Origin of the sequence: Trinickia fusca, assembly GCF_003628145.1 — a bacterium.
Lineage (GTDB): Bacteria > Pseudomonadota > Gammaproteobacteria > Burkholderiales > Burkholderiaceae > Trinickia > Trinickia fusca.
Genome location: NZ_RBZV01000003.1, coordinates 441,769 through 459,008, shown reverse-complemented (window position 1 = coordinate 459,008; position 17,240 = coordinate 441,769). Strand labels below are relative to the sequence as shown.

Genomic DNA, 17,240 nt, shown 5'->3' with positions numbered 1-17,240 from the left:
ACGCGATTCACGCAAACGGTGCCGCCTCGCTTCCACACGGAGAAAACATGTCGCTCGCTTTTGCCTCTCGCGCTCACCGGTGGAGCCGGCTCTTGCCCGCCATCCTTTCGGCCGCGCTGACGATGCCGGCGCTTGCGGCAACCGATGCTCCGCAGCTCGCCGAGCCGCACACGCTGCTCGTCGATGCGAGCCTGGCGCCCGCACAGGCGCAAGCGCAGATCCTCGCCGCGCGTCGCTATGCGACGTTCTGGACGACCGGCGATGCCGCGCTCGAGCAAGCCGCACTCGCACCCGACTTCGCCGACCGCACGCTGCCGCCTGGTCGTCCGCAGGGGCTCGCCGGCCCGCTCGCGGCGGCGAAGTTCGTGCATGCGGCCGTGCCCGACATCCATTGCGACGTCGAACAGATGATCGTGGCAGGCGATCGTGTCGTCGCGCATCTGCATTTCACCGGCCACTTCACGGGGCAGTTCAAGGGTGTGCAAGGCAAGGGGCAGCCGATCGACTTCATCGCCACCGACGTCTACCGCATCGCCGATGGTCGCATTGCCGAGAACTGGCACATCGAGGACAACCTGACGTTCCTGCAGCAACTCGGCGTCGTCGCCAAGTAACCCCGCTTACCGATAAAGGATCGAATCATGTCATCGCTCGCATCCCTCCCAGTGCTCGTCGTCGGCGGTAGCTCCGGCATCGGTGAAGCCACGGCCAAGGCTTTCGCGGCGCTCGGCGCCGACGTTACGATTGCCTCGCGCAACGAGGTCAAGCTGGCGGCGGCCGCCGTACGCATCGGCCTGCCCGTCCGCACGGCCGTGGTCGATACGTCCGATGAGGCCGACGTCGAACGGTTCTTCGCCGAGCGCGGGCCGTTCCGTCATGTCGTCGTCTCGGCCGCTCAAACGCCGACCGGACCTGTGCGGCAGCTTGCGCTGGCCGATGCCTATGCCGCGATGGACAGCAAGTTCTGGGGCGCCTATCGCGTCGCGCGTGCGGCGCGTATCGACGAGGGCGGCTCGCTGACGCTGATCTCGGGCTTCCTGAGCGTGCGCCCGAGCAAGACCTCGGTGCTGCAAGGCGCGATCAATGCCGCGCTCGAAGCGCTGGCGCGCGGGTTGGCGCTCGAGCTCTCGCCTGTCCGCGTCAATACCGTTTCGCCGGGCCTCATCGCTACGCCGCTATGGGACAAGCTGTCCGACGAGGCGCGGCAGGGCCTGTACGACGGCGCCGCTGCGCGGTTGCCTGCACGTCGCGTCGGACAGGCCGAAGATATCGCCAACGCCGTCGTGTATCTCGCGACGACGCCTTATGCCACGGGCTCGACGGTGCTGGTCGACGGCGGCGGCGCGATCGCCTGACTGCTATCCGCCGATGCCTTTGAGGCTCGTGTTTCTTTCATTCGGATTCAATGGAGGTATCCATGCATATCGATTTGACCGGCAAGACTGCGCTCGTTACCGCTTCGACGGCCGGCATTGGCTTTGCGATCGCGACAGGGCTGGCCCGGGCCGGCGCGCATACGGTGCTGAACGGTCGCAGCGAGGCTTCGGTCGAGCGCGCGGTCGCACAGTTGCGTGCTGAAGTGCCTGGCGCGAGCGTGGCGGGCGTGGCGGCCGATCTGGCCACGGCAGAGGGGGCTGCGCGCGTGCGCGGCGCGGTGCCGTCGGTCGACATTCTCGTCAACAACGCCGGCATCTACGCGATGCAGCCGTTCTTCGACATCGAGGATGCCGAATGGGAGCGCTTCTTCCAGACCAATGTGATGTCGGGGGTGCGCCTCGCGCGGCACTACATGTCGGGCATGCTCGAACGCGACTGGGGGCGCGTGGTGTTCATCTCGTCGGAGTCGGCGCTCAACATTCCGGCCGACATGATTCACTACGGCATGACGAAGACGGCGCAACTTGCTATCGCGCGTGGCCTGGCGAAGGTCGCAACCGGCACGCGTGTGACCGTCAACTCGGTACTGCCTGGGCCGACGTTGTCGGACGGCGTGCAGGCGCTGCTGAAGGACGATGCCGAGCGCTCGGGGAAAACCGTCGAAGAGGCCGCGGCTGAATTCGTGCGCGCGCATCGTTCGAGCTCGATCCTGCAACGCGCGGCTACGGTCGAGGAAGTGGCGAATCTCGTCGTCTATACGTGCTCGCCGCAGGCTTCGGCTACGACGGGGGCTGCATTGCGCGTCGATGGTGGGGTGGTCGACAGCATCGTCTGATTTGTCTGATGCGATGCGGCCTTCGATGCAATCTGTATCAACCTTGATTTGGAGCCCGTTTGTGAACGATCTATAATTGATCGTGGCTGATTTAATTATAGGTCGTGAAATGGAAATGCTAGACGTGTCGCAGGCGAGGGCTGCCGCTCATGCGGGTGGGGTGTTATCGGCCATCCTGCGTGCCGACCACGGCTCCTTTTACGTCGAGCTCGAGACTCGCGCGGCTGGCACCGCGATGCTCGTCACGTCGAACGACCGACGGCCGCGTGTGTTCCGCAATCCGGCTAAAGCACTCGAGGTAATCCTCGAGCTCGGTTTATACAACGGGCGGTTTTCGCTCGAGGCATGGCGGCCAGACGAGACCGAGTCCGAACGCAAGAGCCGGCCCGATCGTGCGCAAGCGATGCGGCAAACGCACGCTAGTGCGGCAGCCTACGAGAAGTGGGTGCGGGCGCAGGTGAAGGAAGCGATCGATGATCCGCGCCCGAGCATCGAGCATAGCGAGGTAATGAAGAAGGCACAGGCACGCATCGCGGCAATGGGAAAGGGCAAGCGTGCGAAGGCTTGAATGGCGACCGCTTGCCGAAGCAGACTTGTTCGAGATCGTCGAATATATCGGCGAAGATAACCCCGATGCCGCGCTCGAGCTCTTGCAGAAGATTCACTCGAAGGCGGAGGCGCTGCGCTCGCGACCCACGCTCTATCGCGTCGGCCGCGTTCGCGGCACGCGAGAAATGGTTGTTCACCGCAACTATGTCGTTTTCTATCGCGCGAACGACGAGGCGGTAACGATTCTCCGCGTGAAGCATGCGCGGCAGCAGTGGCCGTGACCGAGCTGAATGCGGAAATCACCGCTTCGCGGTTTGAGCGCTCGACTCTACGGCTTAACCTTTTAGTGCGTCTGCCACAGTGAACCGACAGAACGCACCAATCCCCCTCAAACCCGATCCCACCGCCACGCGTTCGTCAGTCGCTCTCGCAAGAAATCGACGAACACGCGCACGCGCGGCGCCAGGTGCTTGCTGTGCGCGTAGATCGCGTGCAGCGGCGCTGCCGACAGCGACAACTCCGGCAACACGCGGCGCAGCCGTCCTTCGAGCAGATCGTCGCCGACGTCCCAGATCGATTTGAACGCAATCCCCGCGCCTTCGAGCGCGAACTGATGCGCTGCCTCGCCGTCGTTCGTGATTGACGCCCCCGTCACGCGCACGCTGATCGCCTCATCGCCTTCGAATCGCCATTCGGCGCGAGGCTGATCCCCATTCAGGATGCAGCGGTGCGCAGCAAGGTCGGATGGTCCGCGCGGCACGCCGAACTCCGCGAGATAAGCGGGCGAGGCGCACAACACACGAAAGTTCGGCGCGAGCGGCGTCGCGATCAGCGACGAGTCATCCAGGCTGCCGAAGCGGATCGCCAGGTCATAGCCGCCGTCGATCAGATCGACGATGGAATCGGTCAGTTCGAGCTGCACGGCCAGCTTCGGATGCGCGCGTTGAAACTCGGCCACGAGCGGCGTGAGGCGACGACGACCGAACTGGCGCGGCGCCGTCATCTTGAGCAACCCGCTCACTTCCTGGCGCCTCGCCGTCACGAGCGCCTCGGCCTGCGTGACTTCGTCGAGGATGCGCACCACCTGCGCGTGAAACAGCTCGCCTTCCTCGGTGAGCGTCTGGCGGCGCGTCGTGCGCTGAATGAGCCGCACGCCGAGGTTCGTTTCGAGTTGAGCGAGCCGCTTGCTGACGACCGATAGCGGCAGATCGAGCTCGCGCGCCGCAGCCGACAGGCTGCCCGCCGCCACGACGTGTGCGAACGAGACAAGGGCGGGCAGGCTGTCGATCGTCGTCGGCTTCATTCTTCTCGATCCTGGAAAGGTGAGTGGATTCGGGTGCTGTATTCTCTCAAAAAAACGAAGAATTTGCGCGTCCGCGTGCAGCGCCTTATCTGGCGAGGCTTTCACGGCTGCGGAGCAATTTGCGCGAGGTGCGCCGGAACACCGTTAAGGTGAGATTTCGATTGTCGACCGGTGCGGCGGCGCGCGTTCGCGCCCGTTACGCCGCGTGAAGGACGCTGGACGTTCAGCGACTGAGCGCTGCCTGCGCGAGTGCGCCGAGCTTGCGAACACCCTCGTCGATCGACGTGTTCCAGACGTGTCCGGCGCTCAGGCGCAGGCAATGACGAAACCGCCGGCTGGCCGAGAACACGTCGCCAGGCGCGAAGCAGATACCGGCCTCGAGGGCATCGTCGAACAGCGCGCGTGTATCGAGGCGCTTGGGTAACTCGACCCACAGCACGAAACCGCCGTCAGGGCGGCTCACGCGCGTGCCGGCCGGAAAGCTGGCTTCGATCGCGCTCGTCATGCGCGCAAGGTTGTCCTGGAAGAGGCGACGGATGCGGCGCAGATGCTGGTCGTAGCCACCCGACGTCAGAAATTCAGCCAGCGCGACTTGCGGCAGCACTGCACTCGTCAAGCTGAAGCCGAACTTGCGTTCGACGATGCGCGGCATCAGCGCGCCGGTCATGACCCAGCCCACGCGATAACCCGGTGCGAGGCTCTTCGAGAACGAACTGCAATAGACAGTGTTTGCGCCGCCCTCGAGCGCGATGAACGGCTTCGGACGTTCGCGTCCAAAGTAGATGTCGCCGTAGATATCGTCCTCGATCAGCGGCACCGCGTGCGTCTCGAGCAGCCGCAGCAGCTGCCGCTTGCCGGCCTCGGGGATCGTCGAGCCGAGCGGGTTGTTGAAGCTCGACGACAGCACGCACGCGGCTACCGTTTCGGTCGCGAGCAGGCGTTCGAGCGCGGCCACATCGACGCCGCTAGTCGGATCGGTCGGCAGCTCGAAGGCCTTCAGGCCAAGCACCTCGAGCGTGTGCAGGAGCCCGAAGTAAGTGGGCGATTCGATCGCAACGGTGTCGCCATGTTCGGTCAGCGAGGCCAGCGCCAGTGCCAGCGCTTCGGTGCAGCCGCTCGTCACGACGATGTCCTCGGGCGACACGGCGTGCCCCCAGCGCATCGCGCGCTTGGCGATCTCCTGGCGCAGCCGCAGCTCGCCGCGTGGTGCCGAGTAGACGTTGTAGGCCGTGCCGTTGGTGCGCGCAGCGTGCGCGAGCGCGCGATCGAGCCGGTGCGCTTCGAGCAGCGCGCTATCGGGCACGGCGCAGCCGAGCGGCACGAGCGTCGTGTCGGCCGCATGTTCGAGCAGCGTCGCCACGACGCCGGCGATCGACACGTTCGCGGCCTTCGCGGGTGGCCGCGAGCGCGACGGCAGCGCGAGTGCGCCGGGACGTGCATGGCTGACATAGAAGCCTGATTGGGGCCGCGCGACGAGCACGCCGCGGTCTTCGAGCAGCCGATATGCCTGCAGCGCGGTCGACACGCTGATGTCGTGCTGCTCGCTGATGTTGCGCAGCGATGGCAGCCGCTCGCCTGGCGCGAGCGTGCCCACCTCGATCATGCCCGTGATCAGATCGGCGAGTCTTTCGTAGCGATGGGGAGCGCTTGCGTTCACGGCGGGCGGGGGCGGCGGAACAAACGCCGATTATCGGCGCTGGCGCGCGGGTCCGCCAAGCGAAATTGTTATGGTCCAAGTCGCCGGAAATTGTGACTGTTGTAGTTGCATGCAGGCCGCTACCATCGGTTTTCGCCGTCAACCAACAAAGGACTTGAGCGAATGCTGCCGAATCGAATGGAAGGCGCCCCGCAGGGCACAGGTTACGTCGTCAACCTCGACGAGAAGCTCGGACGCATCGACGAGCACTGGAAGCCGCGCGTCGTGGCCCAGATGAACGACTACCAGTTCAAACTCGTCAAGATTTGCGGCGACTTCGTGTGGCACTCGCACGCCGACACCGACGAGACGTTTTTCGTCATCGACGGCGAAGTCCGCATCGATCTGCGCGGCGGCCCGGTGGTCATCCGCGCGGGCGAATTGTTCGTCGTGCCGAAGGGCGTCGAGCACAAGCCCTACGCCGAGCATGAGGCGAGCATCATGCTGATCGAGCCATGTGGCGTGCTCAATACCGGCGACGCGCGCAACGAGCGTACCGCGCAAAACGACATGTGGCTGTGAGCGCTGCCTTCGGGTAGGCCGGCTAGGCGAGCTTGCGTACGCGCTCAGCCAGGGCGCTGCTGCCGTTCAGCGGCGCGAGACCTTCGCCGAACCGCGGCACGTCCTGACGCACCGTCGCCAGGTAGGCTGCCCACCCGCGCGGATTGCCGACGAACAGATGGTCGCGCACCGACGAAGCCAGCGCACCGTAGTCGAGCGAATCTTCGAGCAGCTGCTGCGGCCATAGGCAGAACGCATGCAGCAGACCAGCCGCGAAATCGCGCACGGTCATGCGCTCCATCACGTGCTCGATGAGCGGCACGTCCGACAGGAACGGTTGGGTCGCGACGAGCTCGCCAATCGTGTCGTCGTTGCCTTCGTGTTCGAGGATCCGGCTCAATGTCTGCAACGCGCTGCCCAGATGAAGCAGTAACGCGCGGCGCTCGTACGGGTCGTTCATGGAAACGCTCCTCTTTGCTGCGGCGCATCGAGATTTTCCGGCGATCGCCGCGTGGCTCGAGCTAGAAGATTATCGTAAGACAACGGCGGGCGCTTGGTGCGACTGGTTTGCCCGGGCACGCGGCTGTCGCTCGCTGGACACAAGTCTAAACGCTTGTCAGTCCTGATTGCCCTCCGTAAACTCGCGCGTGATTTCAACAACCAGGCGCCGCCACGCAGCGGTGTCCCCCACGCCGCCAAAGGAGCGCAACGACCATGGCCGATTCCTATTTCCCGCGCTGGCGCCTTGCGCCACGCGCCGTCGAGGGCCGCGTAGTCGGCCCTGACGAACGCCTGGCGTGGCCGCAGACGTTCGCGATGGGCGTCCAGCACGTCGTCGCGATGTTCGGCTCCACCGTACTTGCGCCACTGCTGATGGGCTTCGATCCGAACCTGTGCATCCTGATGTCGGGCATCGGCACGCTGATCTTCTTCCTGCTGGTAGGCGGGCGAGTGCCGAGCTACCTCGGTTCGAGCTTTTCGTTCATCGGCCTTGTCATCGCCGTGACGGCTTACACCGGCCACGGCGCCAATCCGAACATCCCGGTTGCGCTGGGCGGCATCATCGCGTGCGGCGTCGTCTATGCGGTGATCGGGCTCATCGTGGCGGCCGTCGGCACGAAATGGATCGAGACGCTGATGCCGCCCGTCGTGACGGGTTCGATCGTCGCGGTCATCGGCCTGAATCTCGCACCGATCGCGGTCAAGGGCGTGAGCGCGTCGACATTCGATTCGTGGATGGCGCTCGTGACGGTCCTGTGCGTCGGCGTCGTGGCCGTGTTCGCGCGCGGCATGGTGCAACGCCTGTTGATCCTCGTGGGCCTCGTGATCGCCTATGCGATCTATGCGGTCGTCACGAACGGTCTGGGCCTCGGCAAGCCGATTGACTTCTCGATCGTTGCGCAGGCTGCATGGTTCGGCATGCCGCATTTCACCTCGCCGGTGTTCGATGCGCACGCGATGACGCTGATCGCACCGGTCGCCGTGATCCTCGTGGCCGAGAACCTCGGGCACATCAAGGCCGTCAGCGCGATGACGGGGCAGAACCTGGACCGCTTCGTCGGCCGCGCGTTCGTCGGCGACGCACTTGCCACGATCGTCTCGGGCTTTTCGGGGGGCACCGGCGTGACGACCTATGCCGAGAACATCGGTGTGATGGCCGTCACGAAGATCTACTCGACGCTCGTGTTCGGCGTGGCTGCGCTGATCGCGCTCGTGCTGGGCTTTTCGCCGAAGTTCGGCGCCATCATCCAAACGATTCCGGGCCCGGTGCTCGGCGGCGTGTCGATCGTCGTGTTCGGCTTGATCGCCGTGACGGGTGCGCGGATCTGGGTCGTCAACAAGGTCGATTTCTCCGACAACCGCAACCTGATCGTGGCGGCGGTGACGCTCGTCGTCGGTGCGGGCGACTTCTCTCTGAAGCTCGGCGCATTCGCGCTAGGCGGCATCGGCACCGCTACATTCGGCGCGATCCTGCTCTATGCGCTGCTGCGCCGCGAAGCGGTGCGCGGTCCCGTCCTTTAAGCTCGCCTCGAGCCCGAGCCCGAGCCCGAGCCCGAGCCCGAGCTCCGCGCCTTTCCCCCGATCCGCTAGCGCTGCACCGTGACGGTGCAGCGCTTTCTTTGGGCAGCCCGCCTCGCACTCGGTCAACGCGCCGGCCTCACAGGGCGGACACGCACGCTGCACCGCAGCGCGCACGGACCTTGCTTTCACGGCGACTGAGACTAGAGTTCAGAACTCAGGAGCCGAGGATGAGACCCTGCGCTTTCCTTACCCGCTACGCATGCCTGCCGAGGTTGCCATGACGACTTCGCTGCAGGATACGAGTACGAGCAACGGCACGAGGCTGCCGCCGAGTTTCGAGTGCGACACGGCTTCGGGGTCGCCGCGCTGCTCCCTGCGCCATCACGATCTGACACTGACGAGCGTATTCCAGCCGATCTTCAGCCTCGCACACTTGCGCGCCGTGGGCTACGAAGGCCTGTTGCGCGCGCATGACGTGTTCGATTGTGCGGTGCCGCCGCTCGACGTGTTCGGTACGGCGGCGCGGCAAGGCGAGCTGCTTCACGTCGATCGCCTCGCGCTCGCGCTGCACCTCGAAAACTTCAAGATGCTCGGGGCCGAGCGTGAGTGGCTGTTCTTGAACGTGCATGCGGGCGCACTCAGCGATTCGTATCACGAGGCCACGTTCGCGGCGCATCTGGCGCGCCTCGAGTTGACGCCGCGGCGCATCGTGCTCGAGGTGCAGGAGGCGCACACGCAGGACCTCGACAGACTTGCCGAGGAAGTGCGCCGCTTTCGCGAGCAAGGTTTCCTGATTGCGCTCGACGATTTCGGCGCCGGCGATTCGAATCTCGAACGCATTTGGCAGATCGATCCCGACATCGTCAAGATCGATCGCATGATGCTGTCGCATGCGGCTCACCGCACTGAGGCGGCCGCGATCCTGCCCGGCTTCGTCACGCTGCTGCACGAGGCCGGCAAGCTCGTCTTGATCGAGGGCGTCGAAACCGATCAGGATGCGCAGCTGGCGTTTTCGTGCGATGCCGATTTCGTCCAGGGCTTCTTCTTCGGCCGGCCAGCGCCGGGGCTCGCCGACCGTGCCTATGCGGCCGCGCGCATTGCCGACCTTGCCGAGCGCCACCGCATGCAGACCGAGCGGCGCGAGCGGCGTCGGGCGAGCCGCCTGGCACCGTACGTGCGCGCGTTCACGCGTGCGGGCGAGCGGCTGTCAGCTGGCGAACCGCTCGAGGAAGTGTGCTGGAATTTTCTCGCGCTGGATCACGCGGTGCGGTGCTTTCTACTCGACGAGCAAGGGCGCCAGGCCGACCGCAACATCGTGCTGCGCTTCGACCGCGCCGGCAACGAGGCCCGCTTTCTCCCCGTGGCCGACGCGCAGGGCGCGAACTGGATGCGCCGGCCTTACTTTCGAGCGGCGATCGAGACACCCGAGCGCGTGCAGGCGACCAGGCCCTACCTGTCGATCAACGAAGCGCTGCCTTGCGTGACGCTGTCGATCGCGGTGCGCGTGGGCGAGCGTCTGTGCGTGCTGTGTGGCGACATCGACTGGCACGAGGACGACGAAGCGTCACGCTGAAGCGCGCTTGCACCGGCCCTCCCGGTTTCCCCGACCGTGTCCGTTCCTTGGCAAGCGTGAGCACGGCCGGGGTACGGCGTTTCCCCGGCGCTTCTTTGATTCGTGCGCCGCGACACCTATCATGAAGCGAGCGCTTTCGGGTCGGGTCCCAGGTCGGAGCGGCCGATCAGACGCATCCCGTTTCACGCCGCGAGCTTACGGTCGTCGTCGTTCGTTCGCCACGCTTTCCACAGCGATCATGCCCGGACGCGCCGGTCCCTTCCCAGAACCAGGAGTTACAAAATGATCGTTCGGAAAGTTGGAGCGCTTCGCGTGGACGGCATGTTACGGCTGGCGGCGGCTTGTTGCGTGTCGGCCGCGCTCGTGCCCGTAGCCGCGCACAGTGAGGAGACGATAAAGATCGGCGTGCCGGTGCCGCTGACGGGCAGCTACATGCATGCGGGTCAGGACATCCTGAACGGGGCGAAGCTGGCCGTCGACAGGATCAACAAGGCCGGCGGCGTACTCGGCAAGCAGCTCGAGATCGTGCCGGCCGATGACCAGTGCGATGCCAATATGGCCACACAGGCCGCGCAAAAGCTCGCCGATGCGGGCGTGGCGGCTGTCGTCGGCGGCTATTGCTCGAGTGCGGCGCTGCCCGAGCTCGCGGTATTTCATCGCGCGGGGCTGCCCTACGTGCTCGATGCGTCGACGAATCCGCAGCTGACCGACATGGGCTACAAGGAGGTGTTCAGGGTGATCGGTCGCGACGACGAGCAAGGGCCGTTCGTGGCCAACTTCGTCGCACACAAGCTGCATGCCAAACGCGCGGCCGTCATCGACGACGGCACCACTTACGCGACGGGCCTGGCCGAGACCACCGTCGCCGCGCTGAAGAAGGAGGGCGTCGACGTGGTCCACGCAGGCGCCATCTCGCCGGGGCAGCAGGATTACGGCGATACGCTCAAGCAGGTGGCCGAGCTCAAGCCCGATGTGCTGTTCTACACGGGCTACTACCCGGAAGCGGCGGTGCTCGTGAAGCAGGCGCGGCAGCTCGGCTACAAGTTCACGTTCATGGGGGGCGACGGCACGACCGATCCGACGCTGATGCAGACGGCCAGCGGGGCGGCCAACGGCATGTACGCGTCGACCTCGCCGCTGCCGCAGTTCCTGCCGAGCGCCCGCGGCTTCATCGACAACTACACGAAAGCGTACGGGCACGCACCCGGTCTCTATTCGGTCTACGAGTACGACGCGATCGGCGTGACGGCCAAGGCGATCGCAGATGGCAAGTCGACGCGTCCCGCGGACATCGCGCTAGCGCTGCACAAGGCGTCGGGCTACAACGGCGTGACCGGCGACATCACGTTCAACGACAAGGGCGACCGCGCCAAGGCCGTCTATATGACCGTGGTGGTGCGCAACGGGGCATTCTCGGCGGACAGCCGGCTCGATGCGAATGGGCATTGGGTGGCGGTGAAGTAGCCCCCATCCCCAAAAAAACGGGCGCGACGTCGTGTTCGTCGCGCCCGTTGCTCGTTGGCTTGCCGCCTCGTTTCGTTGACTACTGCTTACTTCGCGACGACGACGGGAATGCCGCGCAACGTGCCCACGCCTTTTGCCTCGTCGAGCGCCTGCTGTACGGCAGGGCTCGTCGCGGCCTCGAGTGACAGACGCGTCGCGAGCGCCCGCTCGCTATGTTTGACCCCGGCGAGGTTCGCGAGCTTCACGTGCCCGTAGCCGCGCACGCGCACATGCAGCTCGGCGAGCTTGGCGATGTCTTCGGCATTCGAGGTGTCGAGCGTCGCCAGCGCGCGCACCATCGTGGTTTCGTAATCGTCCGCCAGCGCGCGCTCCATGCGGCGTTCGACCGTGCGGCCGAACGGATCGAGCGCCGTACCGCGCAGGCCGCGCCATTTCGCGAGCATGCCGAGCACCGGCCACAGCCACTGCCCGAACGTCATCTTGCGCGGCACGCCGCCAGCCTTGGCCTTCGAGAGCGCGGGCGGGGCGAGGTTGAACTTCACCTGAAAGTCCGTGCCGGCCTTGCCTTCGAATTGCGCTTCGAGTGCCGTGCGGAATGCCGGATCGGTGTGCAGGCGCGCGACTTCGTATTCGTCCTTCACGGCCAACAGCCGGTAGAACGTCGTCGCTACTGCACGCGTAATGCTTTCGCCCTGCACGCGGTTTTGCGCCGCGCGTGCCTGCGCAACGAGTTGGCGGTAGCGCTCGACGTAGCGTGCGCCGCCGTAGGCCGCCAGGCGCGCTTCACGATCGGCGATCAGCGCGTCGAGCGTTTCGACCGGCGACCCTTCGGCCGCGGTGCGCGTTGCCCGCCGCGCGTTCCACAGCGCATCGAGCGCCGCGGCATCGCCGGCTGCGAGGCGGCCGACCGAGAACGCGAGCTTGTTCATCGGCACGGCCACGTTGTTGAGCTCGATCGCGCGCATCAAAGCGGCGTGCGACACGGGCACGAGGCCGAGCTGCCACGCGTAGCCGAGCATCAGGATGTTCGCGCCGATCGTATCGCCGAGGAACTTCGCAGCGAGCGCCTGGGCATCGCACGAAGACATGAACTCGTCGCCTGCCGCATGGCGCATCTTGTCGATCAGCGCATCGGCGTGCAGGTTCGCGTCCGGGTTCTGCACGAACGACGCGTTCGGAATCGCGTGCGTGTTGACGACGATGCGCGTGCGTCCGCGTCGCACCGTCTGCAGCGCATCGGCACTTGCGCCGACGACCATGTCGCAAGCGAGCAGCATGTCGGCCTGCTGCGTGTCGATGCGCACCTGGTTCAGCCATTGGTCATGGGAGGCGAAGCGCACGAACGAGAGCACCGAGCCGCCCTTTTGCGCGAAGCCCATGAAGTCGAGCACCGAGGCGCTCTTGCCTTCGAGGTGGGCGGCCATGCTGATCAACGCGCCGACCGTCACGACGCCCGTGCCGCCGACACCGGTCACCAGAATGTCGTACGGTGCGTCATCGAGCTTGCCCGCGGGCATCGGCAGCGCATCGACGCGCGCGGCCAGTGCCGCTTCGTCGAATGCTGCGCCAGCGGCTTTCTTGAGCTTGCCGCCTTCGATCGTCACGAAGCTCGGGCAGAAACCGTTCACGCACGAGAAGTCCTTGTTGCACGAAGACTGATCGATGCGGCGCTTGCGGCCGAGCGGCGTCTCGACGGGCTCGACCGACAGGCAGTTCGATTGCACGCCGCAATCGCCGCAGCCTTCGCAGACTTCCTCGTTGATGAACAGGCGCTTGTCGGGATCGGGGAACTCACCCTTCTTGCGGCGGCGACGCTTCTCGGCCGCGCAGGTCTGGTCGTAGATGAGCACCGTTACGCCGTCGATTTCACGCAGGTCGCGCTGCACGGCATCGAGCTCGCGACGATGGTGGAACGTCGTGCCCTTCGGGAACTGGTCGTGATGGCCGTCGTACTTCTCGGGTTCGTCGGAGACCACGACGAAGCGCGAGACGCCCTCGGCCTCGACCTGGCGCGCGATCTGCGGCACCGAGATGCTGCCGTCGACGGGCTGCCCGCCCGTCATCGCGACCGCATCGTTGTAGAGGATCTTGTACGTGATGTTCGTCTTGGCCGCGACGGCCTGACGAATCGCGAGAATGCCCGAGTGGAAGTAGGTGCCGTCGCCGAGGTTCTGGAACACGTGACGCGTCTTCGTGAACATCGAATGCGCGGCCCAGTCGACGCCTTCGCCGCCCATCTGAATCAGGCCGGTCGTCTCGCGGTCCATCCACGAGGCCATGAAGTGGCAGCCGATGCCCGCATGCGCGATCGAGCCGTCGGGCACCTTGGTGGACGTGTTGTGCGGGCAGCCTGAGCAGAAGTACGGCGTGCGGCGCACTGCGTCAGCCGCATTCGAGAGGATCTGCGGCGCGACGAGATCGACGACGCGCTCGCGGCGATCGAGCGCCGGCTTGTGGCGCGCGAGCCATTGCGCGAACACGGGCAGCACGCGCGACGGACGCAGCTCGCCGAGCGACGACAGCAGCAGCGCGCCGTTCGCGTCGTGCTTGCCGATCACGGCCGGGCGCGTGGCTGCGTCGCGGTTGTAGAGATAGTCCTTGATCTGCTGCTCGACGACGGGCCCTTTCTCCTCGATCACGAGCACTTCGCTCAAGCCTTCGACGAACGTGTCGAGGCGCGTCATTTCGAGCGGGAACGACAGGCCGACCTTGTAGATACGCACGCCGGCCGCGTCGAGATCGGCCACGCTCAGATCGAGCCGCCGCAGCGCTTCCATCAGGTCGAGGTGGGCCTTGCCGCAGGTGATGATGCCGACGTTCGCACGCGGGCTCGGCGCGATCCATTTGTCGATGCTGTTCGTGCGTGCGAAATGGCGCACGGCGTCGAGCTTGGCGGCGAGCCGCGCTTCGATCGTGAGGCTCGGCAGGTCGGGCCAGCGGTTGTGCAGGCCACCGGCCGGCGTGGCGTAGCCTTCGGGCGCGTCCCAGACGGTCGTCAGCGCATCGAGATCGACGGTCGAACCCGACTCGACGGTCTCCGAAATCGCCTTGAAGCCGACCCACGCGCCCGAAAAGCGCGACAGGGCGTAGCCGTAGGCGCCGAACTCGAGCATCTCGGCCACGTTCGACGGGTTCACGATCGGCATGTGCCACGCGATCATCGCGAAGTCGCTCTGGTGCGGCATCGACGACGACACGCAGCCGTGATCGTCGCCGGCCACGACGAGCACGCCGCCGTGCTGCGACGAGCCGTACGCGTTGCCGTGCTTGAGCGCATCGGCGGCGCGGTCGACGCCGGGGCCCTTGCCGTACCACATCGCGAACACGCCATCGACGGTGCGCTCGGGGTCGGCCTCGACACGCTGCGTGCCGAGCACGGCCGTACCGCCGAGCTCTTCGTTGATCGCGGGCAGAAAGCGGACGTCGGCCGCGTCGAGCAGCTTCCTCGCCTTCCACATCTGCTGGTCGACCATGCCGAGCGGCGAGCCGCGATAGCCGCTCACGAAGCCCGCCGTGTTCATGCCGCGCGCCGCATCGAGCTGGCGCTGCGTCAGCATGATGCGCACGAGCGCCTGCGTGCCCGTCAGGAAGATGCGGCCGCGGGTGGCGGTGAGATTATCGGTGAGCCGGTAATCGGATAGGGCAGGCGTGCCGTCGGTCGGCAGGCGGGCGGTCATGGGAAGTCTCCTGTTCTGTCTCGGCGGTCGAGGCCGCGCGTTTGTCCCCCGCGTCGCCCCCGGCAATGAAGGCTCTATTCTTTAGCCGCTATCCGGGAGGATTTTTGCTATATGGCTCTGAAGCGCATGATTGGCCGCCGATTTTTGCGCTAATTTGGCCATGTTCGAGTGAAATTTTTCCCAGTACACTCGTCGTTCTGGTTTTCCCTACCCAAAAATTGAGAGGACATGCGATGGAACGCCCAAGCTTCATTCGTCATTGGACCGAGCTGGAAAACGAAGACAACAGCCATTACCGCGGCGACACCGAGCTCATGGCCATCACGGCTCCGCTCGGGACCAAGCTGGGGCTCGCGCGCATCGCCGTGAACCATGTGCGGCTGCTGCCGGGGCGCCGCACGTCTTACCCGCACTGCGAAAGCCTCGAAGAAGAGTTCATCTTCGTGCTCGAGGGCACGCCCGACGTGTGGGTCGACGGCCATCTGCACCGGCTCTCGCCGGGCGAATCGGTCGCGTTCGTGCCCGGCACCGGTATTTGCCATACCTTCATCAACAACACGGACGATGAGGTGAAACTGCTCGTGATCGGCGATCGTCCGCTCGAAGCCAACCGCATCCGCTATCCGAGGAACGAGGCGTACGAGGCCACGCGCAAGGATCGCTGGGTCGACTGGCCCGCGCGCGAAATGGGGCCGCACGACGGCAAGCCCGATCGCCAGCGCTAGCCGTCACGCCAGCGCGGCGCGCCCGAGGCCTTGCCGACGGGCGGCGGCCGCGCCGTGTATGAGTAGCCGATCAGTAGCCGATCGTGACGGCGAGCGTCATCGTCAGCATCGACAGTACGAGCAGCACGAGGAACAGCGGCAGCACGAAGCGCAGCCACTCGCCATAGCCGACGCGTGCCGTCGCGAGATAGGCGAGCAGCAGGCCCGAGGTGGGCGTCACGAGATTGGTGAGCCCGCCGCCGAGGATCAGCGCGAGCACCGACGTCTGGCCGCTGACGCCCGTCAGCTGCGCGATCGGGCTGATGATCGGCATGCTGACGGCCGCTTTGCCCGACACGGAAGGAATGAACACGTCGAGCAGCATCTGCACGAACAGCAGGCCGTTGGCGACCCATACCGGCGATTGTCCGTTGGCGAGCTTCGTGAAGTAGTTGATCAGCGTGTCGAGCACGAGGCTGCCTTGCAGCACGGCTTCGACCGACGAAGCGAGGCCGATCAAGAGGCTCGCGAGCACCATGCCCTTCATGCCGTCGACGAACGCGTCGGCTGCGCTTTGCGTATCGAGCCGGCCGATCACGGCCGTCACCATGCTGACGAACGCATAGAATGCGGCCAGCTCGACGTTGCCCCACTTCCATTGACGTGTGCCGATCACGAGCATCGCGGCTGCCAGCGCGAGCACGACGAGCGTGGCCTGATGGCGTCGCGTGAGGCGCGCATGCGTGTGGGTCGCATCGGCGAGCGCCGCGCGTGCAGCCGCGACGCGATAGCCGCTGCGTTTCACGTCATAGAGCAGATAGGCGATGCCGAGCCCGAGGAACACGACGAATACGGCGACGCGCAGTCCGATGCCGCTAAACAGCGGCACGCCCGCGATCGGTTGCGCGATGGCGAGCGAGAGCGGGTTCGTGACCGACGCCAGGTACCCGATCTTCGCCGAGATCGCGACCAATCCGAGCGCGAACAGGTCCGAGAGGCCGAGCCGTCGCGCGAGCACGATCACGATGGGGATCAGGACCAGATACTCGGAGATGAAGCCGAGCAGCGTGCTGCCGAGCCCGAGCAGCACCATCAGGAGCGGGGCGAGCAGATAGACGTTGCCGCCCGTCACCTCGATGAGCCGGTCGATGCCGGCGTCGATGGCGCCGGTCTTGCGCATGACGCCGAACATGCCGCCGACGAACATCACCATGACGATCAACGGTGCGTGCTTCACGAGCCCGCTCGGCATCGCGTAGAACACCGACACGAGGCTGGCCGGCGCGGCATGCTCGCCCGTGCTTTGCGTGACCGATGGTGCGACGAGCGCGCTCAAGGTCGCCGTCTTCGGCACGACGTGATAGGTGCCCGGGACGACGAGCTTGTTCTGCCGGTCGAAGTGACCTGCGTCGATGAAGTACGTCATCGTGAGCGCGACGGCGAGTACCCACAGCATCACGACGACAGGGTGCAGCAGCCGGCCGCGCGGGTGGGCGACGGGCTCCTCGGAGGGGGCGGCGGTGGTGTCAAGGTTCATGT

Annotated in this window: 15 protein-coding genes; 10 read left to right on the top strand and 5 right to left on the bottom strand. The window is 65.7% G+C overall.

The genetic code is table 11. The features are described 5' to 3' along the window. Nucleotides 1–47 precede the first annotated feature (47 nt). The 5 genes from D7S89_RS11375 to D7S89_RS11355 all read left to right on the top strand — a co-directional run bounded on the left by D7S89_RS11375 (nucleotide 48) and on the right by D7S89_RS11355 (nucleotide 3,042). Nucleotides 48–614, top strand: a complete 567-nt coding sequence (locus D7S89_RS11375; RefSeq protein WP_121277750.1) for an ester cyclase — start codon at nucleotides 48–50, stop codon at nucleotides 612–614. A gap of 27 nt (nucleotides 615–641) precedes the next feature. Beyond that, nucleotides 642–1,355 (top strand): SDR family oxidoreductase, encoded by a 714-nt coding sequence (locus tag D7S89_RS11370; protein WP_121277749.1) that lies wholly within the window; start codon nucleotides 642–644, stop codon nucleotides 1,353–1,355. 62 nt (nucleotides 1,356–1,417) lie between these two features. Then, nucleotides 1,418–2,212, top strand: coding sequence for an SDR family NAD(P)-dependent oxidoreductase (locus D7S89_RS11365; protein ID WP_121277937.1), 795 nt, complete (start codon nucleotides 1,418–1,420; stop codon nucleotides 2,210–2,212). Between the two features lie 109 nt (nucleotides 2,213–2,321). After that, nucleotides 2,322–2,780: an antitoxin PaaA2 family protein gene (locus tag D7S89_RS11360; RefSeq protein ID WP_121277748.1), complete on the top strand. Its 459-nt coding sequence runs from the start codon at nucleotides 2,322–2,324 to the stop codon at nucleotides 2,778–2,780. Beyond that, nucleotides 2,767–3,042 (top strand): type II toxin-antitoxin system RelE/ParE family toxin, encoded by a 276-nt coding sequence (locus D7S89_RS11355; protein WP_121277747.1) that lies wholly within the window; start codon nucleotides 2,767–2,769, stop codon nucleotides 3,040–3,042. The genes D7S89_RS11360 and D7S89_RS11355 overlap by 14 nt, the downstream gene beginning before the upstream one ends. Nucleotides 3,043–3,149: 107 nt before the next feature. Here the strand turns inward: D7S89_RS11355 and D7S89_RS11350 are convergent, their stop codons facing one another. Together D7S89_RS11350 and D7S89_RS11345 are read right to left on the bottom strand one after the other, a co-directional pair. Further along, nucleotides 3,150–4,064, bottom strand: coding sequence for a LysR family transcriptional regulator (locus D7S89_RS11350; protein WP_121277746.1), 915 nt, complete (start codon nucleotides 4,062–4,064; stop codon nucleotides 3,150–3,152). A 223-nt stretch (nucleotides 4,065–4,287) separates the two neighbouring features. Further along, complete coding sequence (locus D7S89_RS11345; protein WP_121277745.1) at nucleotides 4,288–5,721, bottom strand: aminotransferase-like domain-containing protein; 1,434 nt, start codon at nucleotides 5,719–5,721, stop codon at nucleotides 4,288–4,290. A 162-nt stretch (nucleotides 5,722–5,883) separates the two neighbouring features. On the opposite strand from D7S89_RS11345, the gene D7S89_RS11340 reads away from it, so the two are divergent. Next, nucleotides 5,884–6,282, top strand: coding sequence for a cupin domain-containing protein (locus D7S89_RS11340; protein WP_245982804.1), 399 nt, complete (start codon nucleotides 5,884–5,886; stop codon nucleotides 6,280–6,282). A 22-nt stretch (nucleotides 6,283–6,304) separates the two neighbouring features. On the opposite strand, the gene D7S89_RS11335 is transcribed toward D7S89_RS11340, so the two are convergent. Beyond that, nucleotides 6,305–6,721, bottom strand: coding sequence for a hypothetical protein (locus tag D7S89_RS11335; RefSeq protein WP_121277743.1), 417 nt, complete (start codon nucleotides 6,719–6,721; stop codon nucleotides 6,305–6,307). A 254-nt stretch (nucleotides 6,722–6,975) separates the two neighbouring features. Here D7S89_RS11335 and D7S89_RS11330 point away from each other — a divergent pair, with 254 nt between their 5' ends. The 3 genes from D7S89_RS11330 to D7S89_RS11320 all read left to right on the top strand — a co-directional run bounded on the left by D7S89_RS11330 (nucleotide 6,976) and on the right by D7S89_RS11320 (nucleotide 11,320). Next, on the top strand, nucleotides 6,976–8,283 hold the full coding sequence (locus D7S89_RS11330; protein WP_121277742.1) for a solute carrier family 23 protein: 1,308 nt from the start codon (nucleotides 6,976–6,978) through the stop codon (nucleotides 8,281–8,283). Between the two features lie 277 nt (nucleotides 8,284–8,560). Then, complete coding sequence (locus tag D7S89_RS11325) at nucleotides 8,561–9,856, top strand: EAL domain-containing protein (protein ID WP_121277936.1); 1,296 nt, start codon at nucleotides 8,561–8,563, stop codon at nucleotides 9,854–9,856. A 321-nt stretch (nucleotides 9,857–10,177) separates the two neighbouring features. Next, nucleotides 10,178–11,320, top strand: a complete 1,143-nt coding sequence (locus D7S89_RS11320) for a branched-chain amino acid ABC transporter substrate-binding protein (RefSeq protein WP_245982831.1) — start codon at nucleotides 10,178–10,180, stop codon at nucleotides 11,318–11,320. An 86-nt stretch (nucleotides 11,321–11,406) separates the two neighbouring features. Here D7S89_RS11320 and D7S89_RS11315 read toward each other — a convergent pair whose 3' ends face one another. After that, nucleotides 11,407–14,997 carry an indolepyruvate ferredoxin oxidoreductase family protein gene (locus D7S89_RS11315; protein WP_121277740.1) on the bottom strand — a complete coding sequence of 1,197 codons (3,591 nt, stop codon included), beginning with the start codon at nucleotides 14,995–14,997 and terminating at the stop codon, nucleotides 11,407–11,409. A gap of 233 nt (nucleotides 14,998–15,230) precedes the next feature. On the opposite strand from D7S89_RS11315, the gene D7S89_RS11310 reads away from it, so the two are divergent. Next, nucleotides 15,231–15,722: a cupin domain-containing protein gene (locus tag D7S89_RS11310; RefSeq protein WP_121277739.1), complete on the top strand. Its 492-nt coding sequence runs from the start codon at nucleotides 15,231–15,233 to the stop codon at nucleotides 15,720–15,722. Nucleotides 15,723–15,792: 70 nt separating this feature from the next. Here the strand turns inward: D7S89_RS11310 and D7S89_RS11305 are convergent, their stop codons facing one another. Further along, the gene (locus tag D7S89_RS11305; protein WP_121277738.1) at nucleotides 15,793–17,238 is read right to left on the bottom strand and encodes an SLC13 family permease; all 1,446 of its coding nucleotides are present in this window, start codon (nucleotides 17,236–17,238) and stop codon (nucleotides 15,793–15,795) included. Between the last annotated feature and the right edge of the window lie 2 nt (nucleotides 17,239–17,240).